This is a genomic window from Methylobacterium sp. NEAU K (genome assembly GCF_030700285.1).
Classification (GTDB): Bacteria; Pseudomonadota; Alphaproteobacteria; order Rhizobiales; family Beijerinckiaceae; genus Methylobacterium.
This window is the reverse complement of record NZ_JAUYZJ010000006.1, coordinates 86,745-112,242: the sequence shown is the minus strand read 5'-3', so window position 1 is coordinate 112,242 and position 25,498 is coordinate 86,745. Positions and strand designations below refer to the sequence as shown.

Annotated in this window: 25 protein-coding genes; 8 read left to right on the top strand and 17 right to left on the bottom strand. The window is 69.0% G+C overall.

Annotated features, from left to right (window positions below):
* Positions 1-705 precede the first annotated feature (705 nt).
* Positions 706-1,974, top strand: a complete 1,269-nt coding sequence (locus Q8W67_RS06900; protein ID WP_305542753.1) for a GNAT family N-acetyltransferase — start codon at positions 706-708, stop codon at positions 1,972-1,974.
* Positions 1,971-3,131 (top strand): M20 aminoacylase family protein, encoded by a 1,161-nt coding sequence (locus Q8W67_RS06895; protein ID WP_305542750.1) that lies wholly within the window; start codon positions 1,971-1,973, stop codon positions 3,129-3,131. Before Q8W67_RS06900 ends, Q8W67_RS06895 begins: the two co-directional genes overlap by 4 nt.
* 10 nt (positions 3,132-3,141) lie before the next feature.
* On the opposite strand, the gene Q8W67_RS06890 is transcribed toward Q8W67_RS06895, so the two are convergent.
* The 3 genes from Q8W67_RS06890 to modC form a co-directional block, all read right to left on the bottom strand.
* Positions 3,142-3,693: a TetR/AcrR family transcriptional regulator gene (locus tag Q8W67_RS06890; protein WP_305542747.1), complete on the bottom strand. Its 552-nt coding sequence runs from the start codon at positions 3,691-3,693 to the stop codon at positions 3,142-3,144.
* Positions 3,694-3,710: 17 nt separating this feature from the next.
* Positions 3,711-4,178 (bottom strand): nuclear transport factor 2 family protein, encoded by a 468-nt coding sequence (locus tag Q8W67_RS06885; RefSeq protein ID WP_305542745.1) that lies wholly within the window; start codon positions 4,176-4,178, stop codon positions 3,711-3,713.
* Between the two features lie 382 nt (positions 4,179-4,560).
* Positions 4,561-5,667, bottom strand: coding sequence for a molybdenum ABC transporter ATP-binding protein (modC, locus tag Q8W67_RS06880; protein ID WP_305542742.1), 1,107 nt, complete (start codon positions 5,665-5,667; stop codon positions 4,561-4,563).
* Between the two features lie 62 nt (positions 5,668-5,729).
* On the opposite strand from modC, the gene Q8W67_RS06875 reads away from it, so the two are divergent.
* Positions 5,730-6,386, top strand: coding sequence for a glutathione S-transferase (locus Q8W67_RS06875; RefSeq protein ID WP_305542739.1), 657 nt, complete (start codon positions 5,730-5,732; stop codon positions 6,384-6,386).
* Positions 6,387-6,425: 39 nt separating this feature from the next.
* Here the strand turns inward: Q8W67_RS06875 and modB are convergent, their stop codons facing one another.
* From modB to Q8W67_RS06860, 3 genes are all read right to left on the bottom strand, one after another.
* Positions 6,426-7,118: a molybdate ABC transporter permease subunit gene (gene modB, locus Q8W67_RS06870; protein ID WP_305542736.1), complete on the bottom strand. Its 693-nt coding sequence runs from the start codon at positions 7,116-7,118 to the stop codon at positions 6,426-6,428.
* 9 nt (positions 7,119-7,127) lie between these two features.
* Positions 7,128-7,943, bottom strand: coding sequence for a molybdate ABC transporter substrate-binding protein (modA, locus tag Q8W67_RS06865; RefSeq protein WP_305542732.1), 816 nt, complete (start codon positions 7,941-7,943; stop codon positions 7,128-7,130).
* Between the two features lie 494 nt (positions 7,944-8,437).
* On the bottom strand, positions 8,438-8,581 hold the full coding sequence (locus tag Q8W67_RS06860) for a hypothetical protein (RefSeq protein ID WP_305542730.1): 144 nt from the start codon (positions 8,579-8,581) through the stop codon (positions 8,438-8,440).
* Positions 8,582-8,893: 312 nt separating this feature from the next.
* Here Q8W67_RS06860 and Q8W67_RS06855 point away from each other — a divergent pair, with 312 nt between their 5' ends.
* A complete protein-coding gene (locus tag Q8W67_RS06855) occupies positions 8,894-9,814 on the top strand; it encodes a 50S ribosomal protein L11 methyltransferase (RefSeq protein ID WP_305542987.1) in 921 nt (306 codons plus the stop codon).
* Between the two features lie 30 nt (positions 9,815-9,844).
* Entirely contained in the window at positions 9,845-10,033 is a 189-nt protein-coding gene (locus tag Q8W67_RS06850; protein ID WP_305542728.1) for an Rmf/CrpP family protein, read from the top strand.
* Positions 10,034-10,173: 140 nt separating this feature from the next.
* Here the strand turns inward: Q8W67_RS06850 and Q8W67_RS06845 are convergent, their stop codons facing one another.
* On the bottom strand, positions 10,174-10,506 hold the full coding sequence (locus Q8W67_RS06845; RefSeq protein WP_305542726.1) for a hypothetical protein: 333 nt from the start codon (positions 10,504-10,506) through the stop codon (positions 10,174-10,176).
* A gap of 67 nt (positions 10,507-10,573) precedes the next feature.
* On the opposite strand from Q8W67_RS06845, the gene Q8W67_RS06840 reads away from it, so the two are divergent.
* Together Q8W67_RS06840 and Q8W67_RS06835 are read left to right on the top strand one after the other, a co-directional pair.
* A complete protein-coding gene (locus Q8W67_RS06840) occupies positions 10,574-12,412 on the top strand; it encodes an aminopeptidase P family protein (RefSeq protein ID WP_305542723.1) in 1,839 nt (612 codons plus the stop codon).
* A gap of 118 nt (positions 12,413-12,530) precedes the next feature.
* Positions 12,531-14,693, top strand: a complete 2,163-nt coding sequence (locus tag Q8W67_RS06835) for a protein-disulfide reductase DsbD (RefSeq protein ID WP_305542721.1) — start codon at positions 12,531-12,533, stop codon at positions 14,691-14,693.
* A gap of 17 nt (positions 14,694-14,710) precedes the next feature.
* Here the strand turns inward: Q8W67_RS06835 and phoB are convergent, their stop codons facing one another.
* The 6 genes from phoB to pstS all read right to left on the bottom strand — a co-directional run bounded on the left by phoB (position 14,711) and on the right by pstS (position 20,380).
* Positions 14,711-15,406, bottom strand: a complete 696-nt coding sequence (gene phoB, locus Q8W67_RS06830; protein WP_305542718.1) for a phosphate regulon transcriptional regulator PhoB — start codon at positions 15,404-15,406, stop codon at positions 14,711-14,713.
* 280 nt (positions 15,407-15,686) lie between these two features.
* Complete coding sequence (gene phoU / locus Q8W67_RS06825; RefSeq protein WP_305542715.1) at positions 15,687-16,406, bottom strand: phosphate signaling complex protein PhoU; 720 nt, start codon at positions 16,404-16,406, stop codon at positions 15,687-15,689.
* Between the two features lie 121 nt (positions 16,407-16,527).
* A complete protein-coding gene (gene pstB / locus Q8W67_RS06820; RefSeq protein WP_370693833.1) occupies positions 16,528-17,316 on the bottom strand; it encodes a phosphate ABC transporter ATP-binding protein PstB in 789 nt (262 codons plus the stop codon).
* Positions 17,317-17,365: 49 nt separating this feature from the next.
* Positions 17,366-18,262, bottom strand: a complete 897-nt coding sequence (pstA, locus tag Q8W67_RS06815; protein ID WP_305542709.1) for a phosphate ABC transporter permease PstA — start codon at positions 18,260-18,262, stop codon at positions 17,366-17,368.
* A 13-nt stretch (positions 18,263-18,275) separates the two neighbouring features.
* Positions 18,276-19,253, bottom strand: a complete 978-nt coding sequence (pstC, locus tag Q8W67_RS06810) for a phosphate ABC transporter permease subunit PstC (RefSeq protein WP_305542706.1) — start codon at positions 19,251-19,253, stop codon at positions 18,276-18,278.
* Positions 19,254-19,339: 86 nt separating this feature from the next.
* The gene (gene pstS, locus Q8W67_RS06805) at positions 19,340-20,380 is read right to left on the bottom strand and encodes a phosphate ABC transporter substrate-binding protein PstS (RefSeq protein ID WP_305542703.1); all 1,041 of its coding nucleotides are present in this window, start codon (positions 20,378-20,380) and stop codon (positions 19,340-19,342) included.
* Between the two features lie 258 nt (positions 20,381-20,638).
* Between pstS and Q8W67_RS06800 the strand changes: the two genes are divergently transcribed.
* A complete protein-coding gene (locus Q8W67_RS06800; RefSeq protein WP_305542699.1) occupies positions 20,639-20,884 on the top strand; it encodes a hypothetical protein in 246 nt (81 codons plus the stop codon).
* A gap of 116 nt (positions 20,885-21,000) precedes the next feature.
* Here the strand turns inward: Q8W67_RS06800 and Q8W67_RS06795 are convergent, their stop codons facing one another.
* The 4 genes from Q8W67_RS06795 to lpxC all read right to left on the bottom strand — a co-directional run bounded on the left by Q8W67_RS06795 (position 21,001) and on the right by lpxC (position 25,194).
* Positions 21,001-21,201, bottom strand: coding sequence for a hypothetical protein (locus tag Q8W67_RS06795; RefSeq protein WP_305542696.1), 201 nt, complete (start codon positions 21,199-21,201; stop codon positions 21,001-21,003).
* Between the two features lie 117 nt (positions 21,202-21,318).
* Positions 21,319-22,992, bottom strand: coding sequence for a DNA repair protein RecN (gene recN, locus Q8W67_RS06790; protein WP_305542694.1), 1,674 nt, complete (start codon positions 22,990-22,992; stop codon positions 21,319-21,321).
* A gap of 180 nt (positions 22,993-23,172) precedes the next feature.
* On the bottom strand, positions 23,173-24,054 hold the full coding sequence (locus Q8W67_RS06785) for an outer membrane protein assembly factor BamD (protein ID WP_305542691.1): 882 nt from the start codon (positions 24,052-24,054) through the stop codon (positions 23,173-23,175).
* 192 nt (positions 24,055-24,246) lie between these two features.
* Entirely contained in the window at positions 24,247-25,194 is a 948-nt protein-coding gene (lpxC, locus tag Q8W67_RS06780) for a UDP-3-O-acyl-N-acetylglucosamine deacetylase (RefSeq protein WP_305542689.1), read from the bottom strand.
* Positions 25,195-25,498: the final 304 nt, after the last annotated feature.

Below are 25,498 nucleotides of genomic sequence, written 5' to 3'. Positions count from 1 at the left end.
GATGAAGCCGAACTGTCCGAAGGCTAAGGACACTTTGCGCGCCGAGCGCACGACAGGGCCGCCGTTCGGGGGCTGGACCTGCGCGCTCGGATCGAAGGGCCCGCACGGGAATCCGCCTACCGGATCGCGTATGTCGGATGCCTCAAGAGACTCACGGATGAGCGGATCGAGGTCCCGAAGGGATACGTCGAGTGCGGGGAGGATCACCTGACCTGCGTCGGTCGGGTCGGCCTCAAGGAAGCGCCCGCAGTTCGTCCAGCGCGAGCGACTTCGCGGCGGTCCCACGAGGGGGCGTACGGCGTCGCGGCGCGCGATGCACGGCTCTGGACGAAATCCTCCCGCACTTTCGGATCGGCTTCGATCGAGACGATCAGGCAGGGCGCGTCCGTCCGGTGCGATCCGCAGATCAGCTCACCCGCGGCCCATATGAGCCGTGCGCCGTCGAGCCGAACAGTGTGCCGGAGGCGTTCGTGTCCAGTGTGTCGAGATTGCCCGTCTTGCACAGGATGTCTTCGGCAGAATCGTGTGGCCGCCGGTCAGCGGACCTATGGATCCCGAGATCTGCTCCGTGACCAAGGACGCCTCTATCCTTCCTGCCCAACGCACCCCGCAGACCGGATGATGCACTTCCGCGAGCCCTCCGACACGGCAGCCGCGCGCATCCGCCCGCTTGCCCCTCTACCCGCCCCGGCTAGATTGGTACCCATGAAGCAAGCACCCGGGCCGCCGCCGGAGGCCGCCGCACTGACCGTGCGGGCGCTTCCCGGATTGAAGGAGATTGGCGCAGCAGCCTGGGATGCGTGCGCGTTCTCGCCCGAGACCCTGGCGGCCGGCGACGAGACCCACAACCCCTTCGTCTCACACGCCTTCCTGTCGGCGCTGGAGGAGTCGGGCTGCGTCTCGCGCAAGACCGGCTGGCTGCCCCTCCACGTGGCGGTGGAGCGCGAGGGCACGCTGCTCGGCGTCGCGCCCTGCTATCTGAAATCCCACAGTCAGGGCGAGTACGTGTTCGATCACGGCTGGGCCGACGCCTACGAGCGGGTCGGCGGGTCCTACTATCCGAAGCTTCAGGTGAGCGTGCCGTTCACCCCCGTCACAGGCCCGCGCTTCCTGATCGCGCCAGGGGCCGACCCGGACGAGGCCACCGCCGGCCTCGTCGCCGGCCTGCAGGCGCTCCGGGCCGAGACCAAGGCCTCCTCGATTCACGTCACCTTCATGCGCGAGGCCGAGTGGGATCGGGCCGGCGCGGCAGGCTTCCTGCAGCGCACCGACCAGCAGTTCCACTGGGAGAACGACGGTTACGGGAGCTTCGATGATTTCCTGGGCGCCCTAGCGTCACGGAAACGAAAAAACATCCGCAAGGAGCGGCGCGATGCGCTCGCGCCCGGAATCACCGTCGAGCACCTGACCGGCTCGGACATCACAGAGGCCCATTGGGACGCGTTCTACGCCTTCTATACGGACACGGGGGCCCGCAAATGGGGGCGCCCCTACCTCAACCGCCGGTTCTTCTCGCTGTTGACCGAGCGTATGGCAGACCGCGTGCTGCTCATCATGGCGCGGCGGGCGGGCGACTACATCGCCGGAGCGATCAACCTGATCGGCGACGCGGCGCTCTACGGACGCAACTGGGGCTGCATCGAGGACCATCCGTTCCTGCACTTCGAGGTCTGCTACTATCAGGCGATCGACTTCGCGATCGCGCGGGGTCTGAAGCGCGTCGAGGCCGGGGCGCAGGGGGAGCACAAACTCGCCCGCGGCTACAGGCCGGTGCTGATGCACTCGGCCCACGACATCGCCGACCCGGCCCTCCGCCGCGCGGTGGCCGACTACTTGCAGCGGGAGCGCGCCCACGTCGCCGAGGCGGTGGACGTCCTCGACACGCTGACGCCGTTTCGGCGTACGGACGAGAGCGGCGCCTGTGACGGGGCGGCGCATGCCAAGCGACAATCCTCCGAGAGCCAGAAGACATGAGTCCGATCGACCACATCAACACCTATGCCGACGAACTGACGGCGTTGCGCCGCGATCTGCACGCCCATCCGGAACTCGGCTTCGAGGAGGTGCGGACCGCGGGGATCGTCGCCGACCTGCTGGAAAAGTTCGGCTGTGAGGTGCATCGCGGCATCGGCGGCACCGGTGTCGTCGGTATCCTGAAGGGCCGGACCGACAACGGCCGGCGCATCGGCCTGCGCGCCGACATGGACGCCCTGCCGATCGAGGAGGAGACCAACCTCCCCTACCGCTCGACTCATGCCGGCAAGATGCACGCCTGCGGCCACGATGGGCACACCACGATGCTGATCGGCGCCGCGCGCTACCTCGCGGAGACCCGCGACTTCGACGGCACTGCGGTGTTCGTATTCCAGCCGGCCGAGGAGGGTCGCGGCGGAGCGCGGGCAATGCTGAAGGACGGGCTGTTCGAAAAATTCCCCTGCGACGAGATCTACGGCTTGCATAACCAGCCGGGCGGCGGCCACGGGCGGATCAAGCTGCGTCCCGGCCCGATCATGGCGGCGGCCGACTTCTTCGACATCCATATCCGCGGCAAGGGCATCCACGCAGCCCAGCCTCACCGGGGCACAGACCCGATCGTGATCGCTACCGGCCTCGCCCAGGCGCTCCAGTCGATCGTCTCGCGCAACGCCGACCCGCTGAAGTCGATCGTGCTGTCGATCACCCGGATCGAGGCCGGATCCGCCTACAACGTCATCCCCGAGACGGCGCACTTGGCCGGGACGATCCGCACCTTCGACAAGGACATCCGCGCTCTCGCCGGCACCCGCATGCGCGAGCTCGCGGCCGGGTTCGCCACCGCCTACGGCGCCGAGGTCACGGTCGACCTGCAGGACGTCTTCTCCGTCTTGGAGAACGCCCCCGAGCAGGCTGCAGCCGCCACCGAGGTGGCGACCGAGCTGCTCGGCGCCGAGAATGTCGAGCCGAACGCCGTTCCGAAGATGGGCAGCGAGGATTTTGCCGACATGGCCCTGGCGGTGCCGGGTGCCTATGTCTGGCTCGGTGCCGGCCCCGGCCCGGGCCTGCACAATGCCGGCTACAACTTCGACGACTCGATCATCCCGATCGGGAGCGCCTTCCTGGCGCGCATGGTCGAGCGTCGCACCGCCGCCTGAAGGGGGTGCCTCAGCCCGTTGCGGCCGCGATCCGCGCCCGCAGCGTGGCTAGGGCACGGGCGAAGACCTCGGGCTCGTCGAGAGCCCGCGCCAGGACGATCGCCCCCTGGATCTGGGCGACCGTCTCCTCCGCCAGCGCTGCGCTCGCCATGTCGCCGTGTCCCGATCGCCGCAGGGCCTCGGCGAGGGCTGCGACCCAGCGCGCGAAGTAGCTCCGCACTGCCTCGGCGAAGTGATCGCGCCCGGTCCCGAGCGCGAGGACCCCGACCAGGCATACCCGACGTCCGGACCGGAAATAGCCCGCGACGGCCTCGAACATGTCCGAGACGGCCCGTCCGGGCGGCTCCCCCTCCCGAAGCGGCGCGTACACGTTCGTCTCAAACCAGCTGTCGATCTCATCGAGCACACAGGCAGCCATTTCGGCCTTCCCGCCTGGAAAGACGTGATACAGGCTGCCCTTGCCCAGGCCCGTCGCCTTGCTGATCAACGACAGGCTGGCACCCTCATAGCCGTGCTCGCGGAAGACCTCCGCCAGCGCCGGCAGCACCGCCGCCCGATCCATCGCACTCGGCAACGCGGCTAGAGATCGAGGTCGCTCAGGCCGGGATGATCGTCCGGGCGCCGTCCCAGCGGCCAATGGAATTTTCGGTCAGCCGCGGCGATCGCGAGGTCGTTGATGCTGGCGATCCGGCGCCGCATCAGCCCCTGGGCGTCGAACGCCCAGTTCTCGTTGCCGAAGGAGCGAAACCACTGCCCCGCCGCATCGTGCCATTCGTAGGCGAAGCGCACCGCGATGCGATCGCCCCCGTAGGTCCAGACCTCCTTGATCAGCCGATAGTCGAGCTCGTGCGCCCACTTGCGCTGGAGGAAGGCCACGATGGCCTCGCGTCCTACGAGGAATTCGCTGCGGTTCCGCCAGACGCTGTCGGGCGTGTAGGCCAGCGACACACGCTCCGGATCGCGCCCGTTCCAGGCATCCTCGGCCATGCGAGCCTTCTGGGCGGCGGTCTCCCCGGTGAAGGGAGGAAGCGGCGGGCGGTCGGACATGGGCGCGTTCCAGGGTGGGTTTGTACCGATCGGTACAAAGACATGGGCTTTCCGCCCTATCCTGTCAAATCGCCGCTCGTCGGTGCGCTGGCTTGGACCGATCGGGGGCGGCCTTGCATTGTATCCTCCTCGGCTTGGGCACCGTCGACAGACGGCCGGATCGGTGCAACTCTCGTCCTCGACGCCTTGTGCAATGCCGGTGTTCGGAGCGAGCGCCGTGATCGGGGAGCCCCATGTCGCCGGAACTGCGGGAATCGCGTGCCGCTCTCATCCTGCTCGCTGCTGCGGTTAGCGCCGTGCTGATCTTCGGCGCCTTCACGCTGGTCACGCAGATCGGCTGAGTCCGGCGGCCCGGCACGCCTTCGCGCGCCTGTCGGCGGCGTCAGATCTCGACCGGTCGCCGTAACAGGCCGATGCCCGCGGGGTCGAAGGCCGCGCTCTTGATCACCGCGTGGACGGGGGATCCCGGCGCCAGACCGAGTTCGCGGACCGCCGCCGCCGTGATGCGGGCGGCGAGGATCGCACCGTTGCAGTTGATCTCAACCGATACCTCCGACCCAGAGACCGTCAGCGCGGCGACCTCGCCCGACAGCACATTGCGCGCGCTGAGCCCTCTGGGGCGCTCCGTCGCCACCAGCACGTCGCGGGCGGGGAGGACCCGCACGCGCAGCCGCGTCCCGGGTGTGCGTGTCAGGCCCGGCACCAGGAGCCGCCCGGCAAGGCCCGCGAGGCGCGTGAGCCCGGTTTCCGGGTCCGACCCCTCCACCACCATGTCGAGGAGAGCGCCGGCTTCGGCCTCGTGGATCGGCACGAGGTCCGCCCGGCGCAGGATCGCCTCCGCGGGGCCGGAGGCGGCCACGCGCCCGGCCTCCAGCACGGTGACGGTGGTGGCAAGCCGCGCGACCTCCGAGACCGCGTGGCTGACATAGACGATCGGCACGCCGGCCTCGTCGCGCAGGCGCTCGATGTAGGGGAGGATCTCGGCCTTGCGGGCCTCGTCCAGGGCCGCCAGCGGCTCGTCCATCAGAAGCAGGCGCGGCCTGGCGAGCAGGGCGCGCCCGATCGCCACCCGCTGGCGCTCGCCGCCGGACAGGCCCTCGGGCCGCCGGTCGAGGAGGTGGCCGATGCCGAGCATCTCGATCACCGCGGGGAACGCCGCCGGGTCCCGGGGCTGCCGCGCGAAGACGCGGCCGAAGCCGAGATTGGACCGAACGCTGAGATGCGGGAACAGCCGGGCATCCTGGAACACCACCCCGACCCGGCGCCGGTGGGGCGGCAGGAAAACGCCGGCCGCCGTGTCGACGAGTGTGGCGCCGTCGGCGACGATCCGGCCCCGGTCCGGGCGGGCGAGGCCCGCGATCAGGTCGATCAGCGTCGTCTTTCCCGAGCCCGAGCGGCCGAACAGGGCGGTGAGCCCCGGTCCGGCCTGAAATGCAGCCTCCAGGGCAAAGGCGCCGCGGCGAAGGTGCACGTCGACCTGAATGCTCACGCCGCGCGCCTCCGGTAAGACGGGCCGCGGCTCCGTGTGCCGCCCGCCCGGGAATGCTCGCGATGATCACGGTCCATCACCTCGGGAACAGCCGCTCGCAACGCGTGCTCTGGCTCCTCGAAGAACTCGGATCGCCCTTCACGGTGAAGCGCTACGAGCGCGACAAGCGGACCATGCGGGCGCCCCCGGAGCTCGTCGCCATCTACCCGCTGGGCAAGTCGCCCGTGATCACGGAGGCCGGGACCGTGGTCGCCGAGACCGGCGCGATCGTCACCTATCTCACCGAGCGCGCGGGCAGCACCCTGGTTCCCGCCCCAGGGACGGTCGAGCGCGCGCGTTACACCTACTGGCTGCACTGCGCGGAGGGCTCGGCCATGACGCCGCTGCTGCTCAAGCTGATCTTCTCCCGCCTCGCGCCGGGGAGCCCGTGGCTCCTGCATCCCCTGGTCCGCCGGGTCGCCGACACCGTGCTGGAGCGTTTCGTCGATCCGGACCTGCGGCGGCCTGCGAAGTTCTGGGAGGGGGAACTCGCAGACCGGCCCTATGTCTGCGGCGCGGACTTCACGGCCGCCGACATCATCATGAGTTTCCCGCTGGAAGCCTTCGCGGCGCGCGGCACGGGCGCCGGGCCGCACGCCACCGCGTGGCTCGCGCGCATCCACGCGCGCCCCGCCTATCGAAGGGCGCTGGAGCGGGGCGGACCCTACGCCTATGCCTGAATGCGGCGCGCGCGCACCGAGCCTCCGGCGTGCCGCCATTCAGCCTGCCCCCAGCCGTCGCGCGGCCCGGGAGGCCAGGAATTCCGAGACCAGCAGAGCCGTCACCGACACGGCGATGGAGATCAGGGTCAGGCGCATGGCCGGTCCTTCCCCACCGGGCACCTGGGTCAGCGTGTAGATCGCCGACGGCAAGGTCTGGGTCTCGCCCGGGATGTTCGACACGAAGGTGATCGTCGCGCCGAACTCGCCCATCGCCTTGGCGAAGGCCAGCACGGCGCCCGCGATGCATCCGGGCAGGCTCAAGGGGAGCGTAACGGTGAGGAATACGGCAAGCGGATTCGCACCGAGGGTGCCGGCGGCCTGCTCCAGCCGCGGGTCGACCGCCGCGATCGACAATCGCATTGCCCGCACCATGAGGGGGAACCCCATCACCGCGCAGGCGAGCGCCGCCCCGGTCCAGCGGAAGGCGAAGACGATGCCTATCTCGGCGAGCGGAGCGCCCAGGAAGCCGCGCCGGCCGAGCGCAAGCAGCAGCAGGTAGCCGGTCACCACGGGGGGCAGGATCAGCGGCAGATGGACCAGCCCGTCGAGCAGCGCGCGGCCGGGGAATCGGCGCCGCGCGAGCAGCCACGCGACGGCCAGCCCGGGCACAAGGCTCGCCAGCGTCGCCACGCTCGCCACCCGGAGGCTCAGGGCGACGGCATTCCAGTCGTCTGGCGTCAGGCCGGGCAATGGCGCAGGCTACTGGCTGGCGCCGGGCTTCTCGATCACCCGGAAACCCTGGCGCTCGAAGAAGCCCCGAGCCCCCGGGCCGCTCAGGTACGCCAGCAGGGACGCGGCATCCGGATTGCGCGAATCCTTCAGCAAGGCCGCCGGGTAGATGATCGGCGGGTGGCTGTCGGACGGGAAGGTCGCGAGCACGTGCACGCGCGGATCGGCGGCGGCGTCGGTGGCATAGACGATGCCGAGGGACGCTTCGCCGCGGGCGACCAGCAGCAGGACGGCGCGCACGTTCTCCGCCTGGGCCACCTGTCCCTCGACGGCTTTCCAAGCGCCGAGCTTCTCCAGGGCGGCTTTACCGTATTTCCCCGCCGGGACGGCATCGATCGTGGCCATCGCTAGCTTGCCGTCCCCGAGCATATGGGTGAGCGTCGTGCCGAGGTCGGGCGCCAGGGCAACCTGCGGCTCGGATGCGGGGTTCGTAGGCCCCGGCGCGATCAGCACCAGCGTGTTGCGTAGCAGATCGACGCGCGTGCCCGGCTTCAGGGTTCCGGCCCGGTCGGCATAGTCCATCCAGGCCTCATCCGCCGCGATGAACAGGTCGGCCGGTGCCCCGGCCTCGATCTGCTTGGCCAAGGCGTTCGAGCCCGCGTAGGAGATCCGTGCGGTCTTGCCCGTCTCCTTCTTCCAGGCCGCGGAAGCGTCGTCGAGGGCATTCCTCAGGCTCGCCGCAGCGAACACGAGGACCGAGTCGGCCGCCCGGGCCGGTCGGGCCGCGGGCACGCAAACCGATGCCGCGAGCGCGAGCACGGTCCAGATCCGTCGGGTGAGTCGCATCGGTTCGGGTATTCCCTGTCGCGACCCGTTATATCCGGCCGGGTACGACGCAGATCATAGGACCGGCGATCAGGCAGGCCAAGGTCCGCGCGTCACGGGGCGCCCGTCACGCTCACGGCTGCGTCGTCTCACGTGGCTCCTTCGGCGCGGCTTCCGCACGGTGAAGCCGGCTCAACAAGACGAGAAGGTGGCCAGGGAGCGGGCCGTCGGGCGCCGGACCACCGAACGTCCGTTCGCGGGGCCGAGAAACGTCGGGAACGTCGCTGACGACGATGGGCCCACGCGGGGCGGAACGCCTGGACTTGGTCACGCTGCACGCACCTTGCTCAATCAGGCCTCTCGATGAAAGCCCGCAAAAACGCCGACCTCCGCAGCCGGTTCCGTGGGCAATCCGTGGATTCGGTGGTTAACGCGCAGACACTCTGCCGCAATCCTGTGCGGCTCTCGTCGCGAATCGGAAATGCTCCGGCATCAGGCGATCCGGATGGCTCGCGTCACCAAGTCCGGATGTCGCGCCGCTCGGCCGGCTCGGTATCCGCAACAGGCCTCATGCCGGTTGCGACCAGGGCTGCCCAGACCGACGCCATGCCCGTTGTTACGAGCGCGACGGCGACGCTGACGAGGAGTGGCGAGTTCATGACGGCGCTGTCATCTGTCAAAACGGGCGCGCCGGATCACGAAGAGCGGCGCGCCTGAGTTGAGGGTCTGGCCTTGAGGAGGCCGAAACTGTTGTAATCGCAGATTAGGCGTGCGGAAACTGAATTAGCCAGTTTTGATCACGCGGATTGTGAGATGTGTCTGGTCAGCAACAAACCGGCTCTCCTGGCCGAGGGCGGCATGCGTTGTCCGCGACGAGCGCGACCCGTGCGGCCCGATTCGCCGCACGGGTCGCGGTTTTTTTCACGCTGGCCCCTGTGATGCGGCGCGCCCGGGCGCTACAGCCCGGCATCATGCTAGAAGGTCTGCCGCCCCACCGCCCGACTCACGTCCTACGCCTCTCGACCGACGAACGGTCGGCCCGGGCGATGACCGACCTACTGGGCGAGATGTTCGACCCCACCGAGACCGCGGTGGCGGCGTTCGAGGACCTGGACGGCCGCACGTGGCGGCTGGAAGCCTACTTCGCCGACGCGCCGGACGAGGACTACATCCGGGCGCTCATCCGCCCGGTGATCGGTGACGAGGCCGACGTCGCGGAGTTCCGCACCATCGAGCAGCAGGACTGGGTCCGCGCCTCTCTGGAAGGCTTGAAGCCGGTTCGCGCCGGCCGCTTCCTTGTGCACGGCTCCCACGACCGGGGCGCGGTGCGTGCCAACGATCTCCCCATCGAGATCGAGGCGGCGCTGGCCTTCGGCACCGGGCATCATGGCACCACCCTCGGTTGTCTGCGGGCGCTGGTGTCCGAATTGAAGCGGCGGCGCCCGGTACATGTCCTCGATGTCGGCACTGGGACCGGAATCCTCGCATTTGCGGCGGCCAAGGCGTTGCGGCGTCCGGTGGTGGCCGGCGACCTCGACGGCGAGGCGGTGCGCACTGCCCGCGAGAACGCGCGGCTCAATGGCCTGGGGCCCTATCTCAAGCTCTACGAGGGGCCGGGGGTGCGCCACCGGCTCGCGGACCGGCCGCGGCACTTCGACCTCGTCTTCGCCAACATCCTGGCCCGGCCCCTGCGCCGGCTCGCACCGACCCTGACCGGGGTTGTCGCGCCGGGGGGCGTGCTGGTCCTCTCGGGCCTGATCGAGCGCGACGTGCCGGGTGTGCTCTCGGCCTACCGCCACCGGGGCTTCCACCTCGTGCGCCACGGTTTGATCGAAGGGTGGGTCGCACTCGTCCTGAAGCGAGGCGGCGCGGCGCAGCGGCCGCGGCACTGAACCGGAGTCCGGCCCGCGCATTTTCCGGGCATGAGCCAGGTTCCGCTTCACGATCCGCCGCCGGATCCGATTGCCGAGGGGGCTCGCGCGCGCGCTCTAGGCCGGCCAAAGGATGCCTGCCCGTACCCGGTGAATTCGGCCGCCCGCGTTGCGTGGCTCGAAGGCTATGACGGCCTCCCTGCGACCCACCGACCGGGCCAACCCGGGCACGACACCTGAGGGGGGGCACCGACCCGAGGAGGCCTTCTCGGGCGAGCCCTACGGTGTCTCCCGCTTTTGTGGCCTGAAGCCTTCCGGCACCGGGTCCACGCGATCCGCCGCGATCACACGGACATGCGCAGTGACGGGCTGACGCTTTCTCAACGGGCCGTGCGCAGCCGCCCGGGCTCAGACGATTCCCCCGGAACATCCTCGCTCCGCCGTGTCGTGTCGGCCGTCCCCGCTCCGTCCGCCTGCGCGACCGGGGCGCCCAGAGCCGCCATGAGGATCCGGAGACCCTCCACCCATTCCTCGGCCTCGGCAAGCGAAGCGAAGCCGTCGCGCCGGATCACCGTGTCCGGCTCGATCGTTGTGATGGCGTCGAAGAGGCCATCGGATCTGTCGCTGATCCTGAAGAAGACGCGGCGCGGCATAACCTGAGATATAGGACAAGGAAGTGACGTGATAAGATTGCCCGCGATCTTGTAGCTCAAGGTCGGCGCTCGTCCATACCATCCCGGGCAGTTGCGACGTTGGACCGCCCGGCGATAGGCTCTCTCCATGACAGAGCCACGTCCGTCCCGGCCCCGCCACCGGTTTCAGACCTTCGACGATCCGAGTCACCGCAAGGGGGCCGAGCGGATCGAGGCGTTGCGTGCGGGATTGCGCGAGACTGCCATCGACGGGTTTGTCGTTCCCCGGGCCGACGAGCACCAGTCGGAGTACGTGCCCGCTGACGCGGAGCGGCTTGCCTGGCTCACCGGCTTCACTGGCTCGGCCGGGACCGCGGTGATCCTCGCCGATTCGGCGGCGCTGGTCGTCGACGGGCGCTACACGCTGCAGGCACCCGAGCAGGTCGACACCGGAGTCGTCACGGTGGTGCCGCTGGCCGAATCCACGCCCGAGGCCTGGATCGGCACCAATCTCAAGCGCGACCAAGTGCTCGGCTACGACCCCTGGCTGCACACGCCGGACGGTCTCGTGCGCCTGGAGCGCGCTGCAGCCAAGGCCGGCGGCTCGGTGCGGGCCGTCCCGAACCTCGTCGACGCTGTCTGGGCCGGGCGCCCGAAGCCGCCCGCCGGCCCGGTCGTGGTCCATCCCGTGGCGCTGGCGGGCGAGCCGGTCGCCGACAAGATCGCCCGGGTTCGGGTGGCTTTGGCCGATGGCGGCTGCGACGCTCTGGTGATCTCGGATCCGCACAACCTGGCGTGGGTCTTCAACCTGCGCGGGGCCGATACCGGCCATACACCCCTGGCGCTCGGCTATGCGATCCTGCCGCGGGAGGGGCGTGCGCGGCTGTTCCTGGTCTCTCCCAACGTCGATCCGGCGCTGCGGTCGGCCCTGGCTCCGGTCGCCGAGATCCTGTCGCGTGCCGACCTCGACGACGGGCTCGGCTCCCTAAGCGGCGTGCGCGTCCGGCTGGACGCGGCCACGGGCGCCGTCGCCCTCAAGGAGAAGATCGAGGCCGCTGGCGGGACCGCCGATATCGGCAAGGACCCGATCACCGGGATGAAAGCGGTCAAGAACGCCGCCGAGATCGCCGGCGCGCGTGCCGCCCATATCCGCGACGGCGGGAGCGTCGTGCGCTTCCTCGCGTGGCTCGACGGCGCGGCCGCCGCCGATAGGCTGACCGAGATCGCCGCCGTCGAGGCCCTGGAGGATTTCCGCGCCGCCGGCGGGGATCTGCGCGACGTGTCGTTCCCGACCATCTCGGGATCAGGCCCGAACGGAGCGATCGTCCACTACCGCGTCACCCGTGCGAGCGACCGGACGGTGCGTCCCGGCGAGCTGTTCCTGATCGATTCCGGCGCACAATACCCGGACGGTACCACCGACATCACTCGCACGGTCGCGATCGGCGAACCGAGCGCGGCGATGCGCGACCGCTTCACCCGGGTTCTCAAGGGGCATGTCGCCATTGCCCGGGCGGTCTTCCCGAAAGGCACCACCGGCGCTCAGATCGATTCCTTCGCCCGGGCGCCGCTCTGGCAGGCGGGGCTCGACTTCGATCATGGCACAGGCCACGGCGTCGGCGCCTTCCTGTCGGTGCATGAGGGGCCGCAACGGATCGCCAAGACCGGCACCGTGCCTCTGGAGCCCGGCATGATCCTGTCGAACGAGCCGGGCTACTATGCGCCCGGCGCCTACGGCATCCGGATCGAGAATCTGGTCCTGGTCGAACCGCGCGAGATTCCGGGCGGCGAGCGACCGATGTTCGGCTTCGAGACCCTGACGCTCGCCCCCTACGATCGCAGGCTGATCGATCCCGACTTGCTCGACCCGGGGGAGCGGGATTGGATCGACGCCTATCATGCGCGGGTGCGCGAGACCCTGGCGCCCGCCCTGGATTCCGGGGCACGCCTCTGGCTGGAATGCGCCACGGCGCCGCTACCGGCCTGATCGCCCGACCGCGATCCGAGGCGTCGACCGTGCTACGATCGCACGTCACGGAAAAGCCCGCGCCGGGCCCGAAGACACCGCGATGTAACCGCGACCGCCCTGCGCGCGAAGGGACAGCATGATCCGCCGCCTCGCCTTCCTGGTCATGGCGCTCGCCGCGAGCCTGTCGGCTGCGTCGGCGCAAGGGCTTCAGCAGGGGTTTCGAACCCCGCCCGACCTCGTGCGGTCGAGCCTCTTAGCCGAGCCCGCCGCGGTGGCGGGCGCGCAGCCCTTCACCCTGGCTGTACGGATGCAGGTGAAGCCCGGCTGGCACGTCTACTGGCGCAATCCGGGTGATTCCGGCCTCCCGCCGGAGGTGACCTGGACGCTGCCGGCAGGCTTCAACGCGGGTGCGATCCGGTGGCCGGCGCCCAAGCGCATCCCGATCGCGACGCTGATGAACTACGGCTACGAGGGTGAGGTCACGCTGCTCGTGCCCGTTACGCCCCCGCCGAGCCTCGACCCGGCCGACCCGGTTCGGATCCGGGCGAAGCTGACCTATCTCGTCTGCGAAACCGAGTGCGTGCCCGGCTCGGCCGATCTCGCCCTGACCCTGCCGGTGGGCGAGCCCCGGCCCGACCCGGCCAATGCCGCGCTGTTCGACCGTGCCCGGGCGGTCCTCCCCGTCCCGGCGATCTGGCCCCTGCGCCTGTCGAGCCTCGGCGACACCCTGCGGCTCGATATCTCCGCGCCGGGCCTCAAGCCCGAGACCGTCAGGGGCGCCGCGTTCTTCCCCTACTCCGAGACCGCGATCGACAACGCCGCCACGCAGGTGATGACGGTCGACGAATCCGGCCTGCACCTCACCCTGGCGCGGAGCAATCCGGCCGAGGCGGCGCCGACTGCCCTGCCGGGCGTGCTGATCGTCGAGGAGGCGACCGATTCCGGCACCAGCCGCCTTGCCTTCGCGTATGGCGACGAGCCGGTGCTGCCGGCGCCGACGGCCTCGGGCGAGGCCGCCGCGGCCCCGCCGGTCGCGACGGCCTTCGATGCGCTGACGCTGGCGACAGCGGCGGGTCTGGCCTTCCTCGGCGGCCTGATCCTCAACCTGATGCCCTGTGTCTTCCCGGTCCTGTCGATCAAGGTGCTCGGTCTGGTGCGGCACGCGGGCGAGAGCGCCGCCCGTGTCCGCCTGCACGGTCTCGCCTACACGGCCGGCGTGCTTGCGAGCTTCCTCGGCCTCGCCGCCCTGCTGATCGCCCTCAAAGGCGGTGGAGCGGCGATCGGCTGGGGCTTCCAGTTGCAGTCGCCGCCCGTGGTGGCCGCGCTCGCCTATCTGCTGCTCGCGATGGGCCTGAGCCTGTCCGGCACGTTCCATCTCGGCGGGCGGATCACCGGTTTCGGCGACGGACTCGCGCGGCGATCAGGCTTGAACGGCTCGTTCTTCACGGGTGTGCTCGCCACTCTGGTGGCGACCCCCTGCACGGCTCCGTTCATGGGGGCGGCGGTTGGCTTCGCGCTGACACAGAGCGCCGGCGTGGCGCTGGCCGTATTCGCCAGCCTCGGGCTCGGACTCGCCCTCCCCTTCCTGGCTCTGACCCTCTGGCCTCCGGCCCTGCGGGCGCTGCCCCGGCCGGGCGCCTGGATGGACACCTTGAAGCAGGTCTTGGCGTTCCCGGTCTACGCCACGGTGGCGTGGCTGGTCTGGGTTCTGGCGCAGCAGGTCGATGCGGGCGGGCTCTTGGCGGCGCTGATCGGCCTCGTGCTGGTGGGTTTCTCTGCATGGGCCTGGGAGCACGGGCGCGGGGCCGGGCCGAGGGCCGGGCGGGTCGCGCAAGGTCTCGCGGTGCTGACGCTCGTCGCGGTCGCCGCGGTCGCGCTGACCCTCGATCACAACCGGGCCAGACCCGCCGCGCAGGCGGCCGCCGACGGCGTCGAGCCATTCACGCAGGCACGCCTCGACGCCCTGGTGAATGAGCGCCGGCCGGTCTTCGTGAACCTCACGGCGGCCTGGTGCATCACCTGCGCGGTCAACGAAACGACCTCGCTCTCGACGAAAGCGGTGCGGGCCGCGATGGCGAACCGCGGCGTGACCTACCTGAAGGGCGATTGGACCAACCAGAACCCGGAGATCACGCGCCTGCTGGAGAAGCACGGGCGAAGCGGCGTGCCGCTGTACCTGCTCTTTGCCGGAACCGGGGTCCCCCAGGTGCTTCCGCAGATCCTCACCGAGGGGACGGTCCTGGCGGCCCTGGAGGTGCTCCCGGCCTCCGCGGGCAAGAGCGCGGCGCTCTCGCGCTGATCGAGCCCTGAATCGGGTTACGCGTCGAGCGAAAACGTTTCTTCGAAGGCGTAGCCGGAGCCGCGCACCGTGCGGATCGGGTCAGGTTGCCGCGGACCGTTCAGGGCCTTGCGCAGGCGCCCGACATGAACGTCCACGGTGCGTTCGTCGATGTAGACGTCGTGGCCCCAGACACCGTCGAGGAGCTGCTCGCGGGAGAAGACCCGGCCCGGCGCGAGCATGAGAAACTCGAGTAGCCGGAACTCGGTCGGCCCGAGATGCAGTTCCTCGCCGGCGCGGCGGACGCGATGTCCGGTGCGATCGAGCTCGATATCGCCGGCCGCCAGCCGGTCGGAAACGTGGGCGGGTTTGGCGCGGCGCAGCAGCGCCCGCACCCGCGCGAGCAGCTCCGGGACCGAGAACGGCTTGACGATGTAGTCGTCCGCTCCCGTGCCTAGGCCGCGAACCCGGTCCCCCTCCTCGCCGCGGGCGGTGAGCATGATCACGGGCAGCCGCTCGGTCTCGCGCCGGGCGCGGATGCGGCGGCACAGCTCGATCCCGGAGAGGCCCGGCAGCATCCAGTCGAGCAGGACCAGATCGGGGGTCCGCTCGGCCAGGAGCAGTTCCGCGTCGTCGCCGCGCGCGGCCGAGTCCACCAGAAAGCCTTCGGCCTCCAGGTTGTAGCGCAGCAGCGTGGTCAGCGCCTCCTCATCCTCGACGATCAGGACCTGCATGCTCACGTTCGATGACCCGTTCGGTAAGCGGCGCCCTTGGACCGGCAGGCTCGACCGCCCCTCCCACGAAGAGGGCGGACGAGCTTATGGCGCGGGAGGCGCCGCGATGCCAAAACCCGCACCCTCAAAATCCCTTGCGCCGCCTTATGGAGCGGGAGGCGCGCTGCGCCGGACGCCTTGAGTCCGCGGCCCGCACACGGAAACAGCAACCGACCCGATCTCTTTACGATCGCATGAAGGGCCCGGAAAACCGGATCCTCCTGCTCTCGAGACCCGCGACTCACGGGGCCGGTGTAACGCCGACCGTCGCGTAGTTCGATGCATCGTTCTTCGGTCGGTCGCCCGCGAGCGTCTCGCCGGTGGCGAGGTAGTGGATCGTCTCGGCGATGTTGGTGGTGTGATCGCCGATCCGCTCGACGTTCTTGGCGCAGAACAGGAGATGCGTGCAGAACGAGATGTTGCGCGGATCCTCCATCATGTAGGTGAGGAGCTCGCGGAAGAGCGAGTTGTACAGCGCGTCGATCTCGCCGTCCCGCTCCCACACGTCATGGGCAGCCTCGACGTCGCGGCTGGCATAGGCGTCGAGGACGTCCTTGAGCTGGGCCTCCGCGAGGTCGCTCATGTGGCGCACGCCGAGCACGATCTTCTGGGCGGGCGCCTGATCGGAGATCGCTACGACGCGCTTGGCGACGTTCTTGGCGAGGTCCCCGATCCGCTCCAGGTCACCGGAGACGCGGATCGCCGAGATCGTCTCGCGCAGGTCGATCGCCAGCGGCTGGCGCCGGGCGATGAGCAGGACGGCGCGCTCCTCGATGTCGCGTTGAAGCGCATCGAGGCGCTTATCGGCGAGGATCACCGCCTGGGCGAGGCCGTCGTCCCGACGCACCAGGGCATCGGTCGCCTCAGCCGCCATCTTCTCGGCCACGCCACCCATCTCTGAGATCGAGCGGCGTAAGTTATCGAGGTCGGTATCGTAGGAGGAGACGATATGGCCGGGCATGGTCGATCCTTCGATAGGGTCTCGCGGACCGTGATCCGCGGGGTCTGCGGAAACCCGCCGCCCCGCCGCCGCGGTCGAGAAGACCGAAATGTGTTCCTCGGTCTCCGATCGTCCTCGCAGTCTAGCCGAACCGGCCGGTGATGTAGTCCTGCGTACGCTGTTCGGTCGGATTCATGAACATCCGATTCGTCGGCCCGAACTCGACCAGTTGGCCGAGGTACATGAACCCGGTGAATTGCGAGATGCGCGCTGCCTGCTGCATGTTGTGGGTGACGATCACGATGGTGAACTCGTCGCGCAGCTGCTCGATCAGCTCCTCGATGCGACCGGTGGAGATCGGGTCCAGGGCCGAGGTCGGTTCGTCGAACAGGATCACCTCAGGGCGCTGGGCCACGGTCCGGGCGATGCACAGGCGCTGCTGCTGCCCGCCCGAGAGCCCGGTGCCGGACTGGCGCAACTTGTCCTTCACTTCGTCCCAGAGGGCGGCTTTGCGCAGGGATTCCTCCACGCGCATATCCAGTTCGGCTTTCGGCAGCTTCTCGTAGAGGCGAAGCCCGAAGGCGACGTTGTCGTAGATCGACATCGGAAACGGCGTCGGCTTCTGAAAGACCATGCCGATGCGCGAGCGTAACTCGTTCAGGTCGACGGACGGATCGAGAATGTTCTCGCCGTCGAGGAGGATCTCCCCCTCCGCGCGCTGTTCCGGATACAGGCTGTAGATCCGGTTGAAGCAGCGCAGGAGGGTCGACTTGCCGCAACCGGACGGGCCGATCAGCGCCGTGACCTGCCGATCGTGGAAGTTGATGTTGACGTTCTTCAGCCCGTGGAAGCTGCCGTAGTAGAAGTTCAGATCCTTCACGGCGATGCGCACTGCCCTGCCCTCTTCGGCATGGTTGCGGTTCAAATCCATGGTGGGGATCGCGGAGGCGGCGTTCATCGTCGTTTCCTCGAGGAGGGTCTTAGCGCGACATCTGCGGCTTGATCACGAGGCGCGCGATGATCGACAGAACCAGGATCGTCGCGGTGATGAGCAGCGCGCCGGCCCAGGCGAGGCCCTGCCAGTTCGGGTAGGGCGAGAGGGCGAACTGGTAGATCATCACCGGGAGGTTCGCGACGCCGCCGATGAGGTCGGGCGAGAACCAGGAATTGTTGTTGAGCGCCGTGAACAGGAGCGGGGCGGTCTCGCCGGCGATGCGTGCGAGCGCCAGGATGATACCGGTCACGATGCCCGCCGAGGCCGCGCGCCAGGTCACGCTGATGATCACCTTCGAGAGCGGGGCGCCGAGCGCCGCGCCCGCCTCGCGCAGGGTCCCGGGAACAAGGCGCAGCATGTCCTCGGTGGTGCGCACGATCACCGGCACCGCGATGATGGCGAGCGCCACGCCGCCGGCCCAACCCGAATAGGTCCCCATCGGGCGCACCATGAGGGTGTAGACGAACAGGCCGATCAGGATCGAGGGCGCCGACAGCAGGATGTCGTTGAGGAAGCGGATCAGCCCCGCGAGCTTCGAGTAGCGGCCGTACTCGGCGAGGTAGGTCCCGGCCATCACGCCCACCGGCGTGGCGACCACGATGCCGATCCCGGTCAGCACGAGGCTGCCGAGGATCGCGTTCGCGATGCCGCCACCCTCGGATCCGGGTCCCGGCGTGGGATTCGTGAACAGGGTCGGCGTGAAGCCGCGTACGCCCTGGACGATCAGCATCAGCAGGATCGAGCCGAGCACGCCGGCGCCGACAATCGTGGCGGCGAGGCAGGCGGTGCGCAGGAGGCGGTCGGCGATCCGCCGCCCCGGGCGGACGCGGCCGCCGCGTCGCGGGGCCGCTTCGGCGGCGCCGATCGGGTTCGCAGCGTCCATCGGGGGGCTCTCCTCAGGCGGCCTTGACCCGGCGCGTCAGCAGCCGGGCGACGATCAGCACCACGAAGGTGATCACGAACAGGATGCAGCCGAGGGCCATCAGCGCGTTGAGCTGGAGCCCGTCCGCCTCGTTGAACTCGTTGGCGATGCGCGACGCGATCGTGGAACTCGGATCGAAGATCGAGGCCGAGAGGCGGTTGGCGTTGCCGACCACGAAGGTCACCGCCATGGTCTCGCCGAGCGCCCGGCCGAGGCCCAGCATGATCGCACCGATGATCGAGACGGCGGCCTGCGGCACCAGAACGTGGCGCACGACCTCCCAGGTGGTGCAGCCGATCCCGTAGGCGCTCTCGCGCAGCACTGTGGGGATCTGGTCCAGCATGTCGCGGGCGATCGAGGCGATGAACGGCACGATCATGATCGCCAGGATGATGCCCGCGGTGAGGACGCCGACGCCCGAGGGAACCCGGGCGTAGAACAGCGTCCCGATGACCGGCATGCCCTCGACGAGGTTCGAGACGGGGATCTGGACGAAGCGCGCGAAGAGCGGCGCGAACACGAACAGGCCCCACATGCCGTAGATGATGCTCGGCACGGCGGCGAGCAGCTCGATCGTCATCGCGACCGGCTTGCGCGCCCAGCCGGGGCATAGCTGCGTGAGGAAGATCGCGATCCCGAGCGAGACCGGAACGCCGATGACGAGGGCCAGGGTGGCCGAGGCCACGGTCCCGATAACGGCCACCAAGGCACCATATTGCTCGGTGCCGACGTTCCAGGCGCTTGAGGTCAGGAAGGCGAAGCCGAACTCGCGGAAGGCAGGCCAGCCGCCGTAGAGGATCGAACCGAGGATGCCGGCGAGCACGACGAGCACGAGCAGCGCCGCGCCGTAGGCACAGCCGCGGAACAGGCTGTCCAGGCTCCGGCTCGGCCCCTTCCGCACGGCAGCGGCACGCGGTCGCGCGAAAGCAATCGTCTCTGTCAAGGTGGGCATCCGCAATTCTCTGCCGAGGGCGACGTGGTAGCGCGATGCGGTCTTCGAGGCGAGAGAGGGGACCGCCGGTCCCCTCCCCCTCGGACTCACATGTTGAAGACGGGCTTGCCGTCCTTGCCCTTCACGTTCTTCCATTCCTCATGGATGAGGCCGACGACGTTGTCCGGCAGCGGCACGTAGTCGAGGTCGGAGGCGAGCTTGTCGCCGCTCTTGTAGGCCCAATCGAAGAACTTGAGCACATCCGCGGCCTTGGCCGGATCGGCCGGATCCTTGTGGACCAGGATGAAAGTCGCCGCGGTGATCGGCCACGCATCCTCGCCCGGCTGGTTGGTCAGCGAGATGCCGAAGCCAGGGGCAGCCTTCCAGTCGGCGCTTGCAGCGGCGGCCTGGAACGCCTTGTCGTCCGGCTGCGGATACTTGCCGGCCTTGTTCTGCAGCAGCGCGTAGGCGAGCTTGTTCTGCTTGGCGTAGGCCGATTCGACGTAGCCTACGGAATTCGGCACCTGCTTCACCGTCGCGGTCACGCCCTCGTTGCCCTTGCCGCCCTGACCGACCGGCCAGGAGATCGTCGTGGCCGCACCGTATTCCTTCTTCCAGGCATCCGAGGCCTGGGACAGGTAGGTGGTGAAGATGTTCGTCGTGCCCGAGGCGTCGGACCGGTAGACCGGGGTGATGTTCGTTTCGGGGAGCTTCACCCCCTCGTTGAGCTTCGCGATCCGCGGATCGGACCACTTCGAGATCTTGCCGGCGTAGATGTCGGCGAGCACGTCACCGGTGAGCTTAAGCTTGCCGGGCTCGAGACCGGCGATGTTCACCACCGGCACGACGCCACCCATCACGGTCGGAAACTGGACGAGCCCGTCCTTGGCGAGCTGCTCGCCCTTCAGCGGCGCGTCGGTGGCGCCGAAATCGACGGTCTTGGCCTGGATCTGCTTGATCCCGCCGCCGGACCCGATGGACTGATAGTTCAGTCCGGAGCCGGTCTCCTTGCGGTAGGCCTCGGCCCACTTCGAGTAGACCGGGAAGGGGAAGGTGGCGCCGGCACCCGTGATGTCGGCGGCGAGCGCCGCGGACACCAGCTGAGCCGTCGCGAGGCCGACGGCGAGCGCGTAAGCGAAGGGTTTCAAGGGAATCTCCGTTGCCGTCGGGCGAGTGCCTGCGCTGCTCCGCCGGCATGCTCATGCCCGCGGCTGAGCCCTGCGGCCGATCATTCGATGAGAACCAGCGCGGGCCGCCCGATGGGCCGGGCGTTACGACAAAGAGATGACATAGGCATGACAACGCGCCGCGGCATCGACGGCACGGTTTGGGACGCTCGCGCGTTCATCACCTGTGGCGACCGTCGCCGGCGGCGCTGGGCGCGGCATCGAGAGGGTGTTCGAATCGTGGCTGACGAGGGGGCCGACGCAGAGGCAGGTCCCGACGCGGCGTGGCTTGCATTGCACGCCGACCGTGAGGCCGTGGAGCGTGCCCTGTCGCTGGCCCAGGCGCGCCAGCGCTTCGGCACCGATCCAGAGGCTGTCGCCCAGGCGCGCCGCGAAGAGGCCGAGCTGCTCGTGAGCCTCGACCGCGTCCTGACGCAGATTCGGGCCGCCGAATATCGCCGAAGGCCGGGCTCGCGGCGCTGGTAGGAGACCGGCGCTCATGATCGCGCGCGCTGCCGAGACGCTTGCCGGTTCGGTGAAGGAGAGCGCGTCAGGGAAACGATTTGACGATGCGCTCGACGACGACGCGATCGAGCACCGCTCTACACCGCTCGGCGCAGCTCCCGCTCCTTCTGGCGCAGGCGCAGGAGCAGTTCCACGTGGATGTCGGTGATCGGCTGGGTGTCGACGCTGCCCTCGTACACGGTGCGGAGCGTCATCCCGAGATGGCGCGTGTCGATCGCCCGGTTCAGGGACCGCCCCGGATGCAGGCGCTCATCGGCCTCGATGATTGACGGCTTCATGAACTCCTCCCGCCCATCAACCGCGCACTCCTATCCACGGCGCCAGGATAGGATCGTTCTCGCCAAGAATGGTTAATGAACTGTTAAGTTCAACCAATGGTTAAGGTTGACGTGAATTCACGCATCTGCGCCCTGGAGCAGCCGGGCGGCGGCGGCCCGAGCCTCGTCGGTCACCGTCGCGCCCGCGAGCATCCTGGCGATCTCCTCGCGGCGCTCCGCGACCGGCAGGGTCGCAACCCGGGTCGCGACGCGGCTGGCGCCTTTAACGGGCGTCTTCGCGATTAGGAAATGCGTGCCGGCCCGCGCGGCGACCTGGGGCGCGTGGGTCACCGCCACGACCTGCACTGTGGATGCGAGGCGGGCGAGGCGCACGCCGATCGCGTCGGCCACGGCTCCGCCGACCCCCGTATCGATCTCGTCGAAGATGAGGGTCGGAGCGGATCCCTTGTCGGCGAGCACCACCTTCAGCGCCAGCATGAAGCGTGACAGCTCGCCGCCCGAGGCGACCTTCATCATCGGGCCCGGTTTCGTCCCGGGATTGGTCTGCGCCCAGAACTCGACGCGATCGATGCCGGCCGGATCGCGCGCCTCCGGATCGGAGACGATCTCGGTGATGAATCGCGCCCGTTCCAGTTTCAGCGGCGGCAGCTCAGCCTTCACGGCCGCATCGAGCTGCTTGGCCGCCCGGCGGCGCCCAGCGCTCAGCTTCTCGGCCGCCTCCGCATAGTCGGCCTCGGCCTTCGCATGCGCCTGTTCGAGTCCGTCGAGGGCCGCTTCGCCGGCATCGATCGTCGCCACATCTCCAGCATAGCGCTCCGCCAGGGCGGCGAGGTCGTCGGCAGCGACATCGTATTTGCGGGATGCCGCCCGCAGGGCGAAGAGCCGCTCCTCCACCCGCTCCAAGTCGCGCGGGTCGAACTCCGTCTCGGCGACCGCCGCATCCAGCACCGCGCGCGCCTCATCGAGCGCCACCATCGCGGCATCGAGGGCGGTGACGCAGGGATCGACTAGGGCCGGGAGCTGTGCGGCTCGGCGCTCCAGCTTGCGCAGGGCGGCCGAGAGGTGCGGCACGCCCGAATGGGGCCCGCCCACCGCGTCCAGGGCCTCGTTCAGCTCTCGGGCGACCTTTTCCGATTGCTGCATGACGCTGCGGCGCTCGGCGAGCTGGCCCTCCTCGCCCGGATGGGGCGCAAGGTCCGCGAGTTCCTGAACGGCGTGGCGCAGGAAGTCGGCCTCCTTGCGTGCCGCCTCGACGCGAGCCCGATGCTCGGCGAGTTCGGTGCGCGCCGTGCGCACGGCCCTCGCCGCCGCCGCGACCTTGGCGAGTGGGCCCTGCAGGCCACCGAAGGCGTCGAGGATCGCCCGGTGCGAGGCCGGATCGGCCAGCGCCCGGTCGTCGTGCTGACCGTGGATCTCCACGAGGGCCGCGCCGATCGCCCGCAGGACCTGCACGCCCACCGGCTGGTCGTTGACGAAGGCGCGGGTGCGGCCGTCCGCCATCTGAGTCCGACGCAGGATCAGGTCGCCCTCGGTGTCGATCTCGGCCTCGGTCGCGATCCTGCGCGCCGGATGATCGAGGGGAAGATCGAACACCGCGGTGACGCCACCCTGCGCCTCGCCGTGGCGCACGAGCCGGCCGTCGCCGCGGCCGCCCAGAGCCAGGGCGAATGCGTCGAGCAGGATCGATTTGCCCGCGCCCGTCTCTCCGGTCAGGACGCTCAGGCCCGTCCGGAAATTCAGTTCGAGCCTGTCGATCAGAACGATGTCGCGGATCGCGAGCTGCGCCAGCATGCGGCGACGGGGCTTCCTCAGGACGGGACCGCAGACATAAGGCCGCTGCGGTTCGGATTCACCCCAAAAATGCGTCGCCCCGCGTCCCGAATGCCGCGGGGCCGTGGCGACGAGAAAGGCCCGGAGCGGCGGCTCCGGGCCCCGAGGCGCAGCGCGGCGAGCCGAAGCCCGCCAGGTACGTCACTCGGCCGAGGCTGTCTTGCCCGTCACCGTGCGATAGATCTTTGACAGGAACGAAGTCTTCTCCTCGCGGGGCTCGACGCCGCCCTGCGCCAGGAGCGCGTGCGCGTCCTTGTACCAGGGGCTGTCGGGGAAGTTGTGCCCCAGCACGGCCGCCGAGTTCTGCGCCTCCTGGGTGATGCCCAGCGCCCAGTACGCCTCGGTCAGGCGCTCCAGCGCCTCTTCCGCGTGACGGGTGGTCTGATACTTGGCGACGACGTCGCGGAACCGGTTGATCGCGGCCGGGAAGTTGCGCCGCTCCAGGTAGAAGCGACCGACCTCCATCTCCTTGCCGGCGAGCTGGTCGCGGGTGATCTGGATCTTGGACCGTGCGTCGGCGGCGTACTCCGACGTCGGGTACTTCTGGATCAACTCCTGAAGGGCGACCAGCGCCTTGTCGGAGCGATCCTGGTCGCGGGTGACGTCCGGGATCTGCTTGTACTGCGACATCGCCATCAAATACTGCGCATAGGCGGCGTCCTTGCTTGCCGGATGGCGCTGCAGGTACCGCTTCGAGGCAATGATCGCGTCGTCGTATTTCTGGCCCTCGTAGTTCGAGTAGGCCGTCATCAGCAGCGCCTTCCGGGACCACTCGGAATACTGATACTGCTTGTCGAGGTTGTCGAACTTCTTGATGGCCCCCTCGTAGTCACTGTCCTCGAGCTTGGCCAAACCTTCGCTGTAGAGTTTGTCCGCCGGCACGTCGGGCACGACCTCGGGCTTGTACTTCTCGGCGAAGAGGTTGGTCGGGTCGAAGTCGCAGCCGCCGAGGCCCAGGCCGAGAACGGCCACGAGCGGGGCCGCGAAGGCCGCCGTCCGGCGGTGACGAATGGTGACAGGCATCTGGCGCTCTTTCCCGGAACCGGCGCGCGTCCCGCGCCGTCATGCCATCGCGTGGGTGGATAAGACCCTTCCGGGTCGTGCCCGCCGTTCACGGACCGTTAAACCGTGACGTTCGATTCGGGCATGAAAGCGGCAACGCTGCGGCAGCCGAGATCGGCGGCCGGCTGTGTCCTGTGGGTCACAGGGTGGGGATCAGAGCTCGCTCGCGAAGGCGGCGATGCCGAGGCCGACGCCGAGTTCCGAGAGGACGGCCTCGCGGCGCGAGCCCTGTGCCTCGACGATCGCGTAGTTGGACCGATCGGCGAAGAGGGCGGAGAGCACGCCGACATTCATCCGGTGCCCGCCACAATAGGAGCGGTAGGCGCCCTGGATCGGCAGGCCGGCGAGCGCGAGGTCACCGACCGCGTCGAGGATCTTGTGCCGGACGAACTCGTCCGGGAAGCGTAGGCCCTCGGGATTGACCACCGCGGTCTCGCCGACGGCGACGGTGTTCTCCAGGGAGGCGCCGAGGGCGAAACCGGCCTTCCAGTAGCGCTCCACGTCCTTCATCATCCCGAAGGTGCGGGCGCCGGCGATGTCACGGCGGTAGCTTGCGGGCGAGAGGTCCATCGCCTTGCGCGAGCGGCCGATCACCGGGCTGTCGAAATCGATCTCCACGTCGAGGCGGAAACCCCGGTCGATCGGGCGGAGTTCGGCGAAGGCCCGGCCGGTCTCGATGCGGACGTGGCGGAGGATCTTGAGCCAGCGGCGGGGCGTCCCGCAGGAGGCGATCCCCGCCTTGTCGATCGCCTGGACGAATTGGAGTGCGGAACCGTCGAGGATCGGCATCTCCGGCCCGTCGATCTCGACGAGGGCGTTGTCGATGCCCAGGCCGTAGAGGGCCGACATCAGATGCTCGACGGTGGCTACGGCCCCAGTCTCGACGTCGCCGATGACCGTGCAGAGCTCGGTGGCGGATACGAGGGCGTGATGGGCCTTGATCAGGCGGTCGTTGCCGTTCGTGGTGCTGGTTCGAAGAAACGCGATGCCATGGTTGGCTGGAGCGGGGCGAATCGTGATCTCGGCCGGGTTCCCGGAATGGACCCCTACACCCGAGAGCGTCACCGGCCCTTTGAGGGTCGTCTGTTTATGCGTTCGCATTCCTTAGCCCCCGGCCGCGATCAGGTACCGCCATCCCGAGGGATGGTGCGGATGCCGTCCGATCCGTCCGCTGCTTGAAGCCCCTATCCGCGCTATCAGGTTGTGTCCTGGTGCGCGTCTCGTTGGTCTGGAACTGTCTATAGCTGCACCGCACAGGCCAGCCAAATCACGGATTCTTACGCTCTGTTACAGACACGCTTGCCGTTCGATCGCATCAAAATCCAAATCCGACAAGGGCTTAAAGGGTGGTTAATGCGTGGCTAACAGACGGCCGTTCTGTGGCGTCGATGCACCAGGGGCCTGA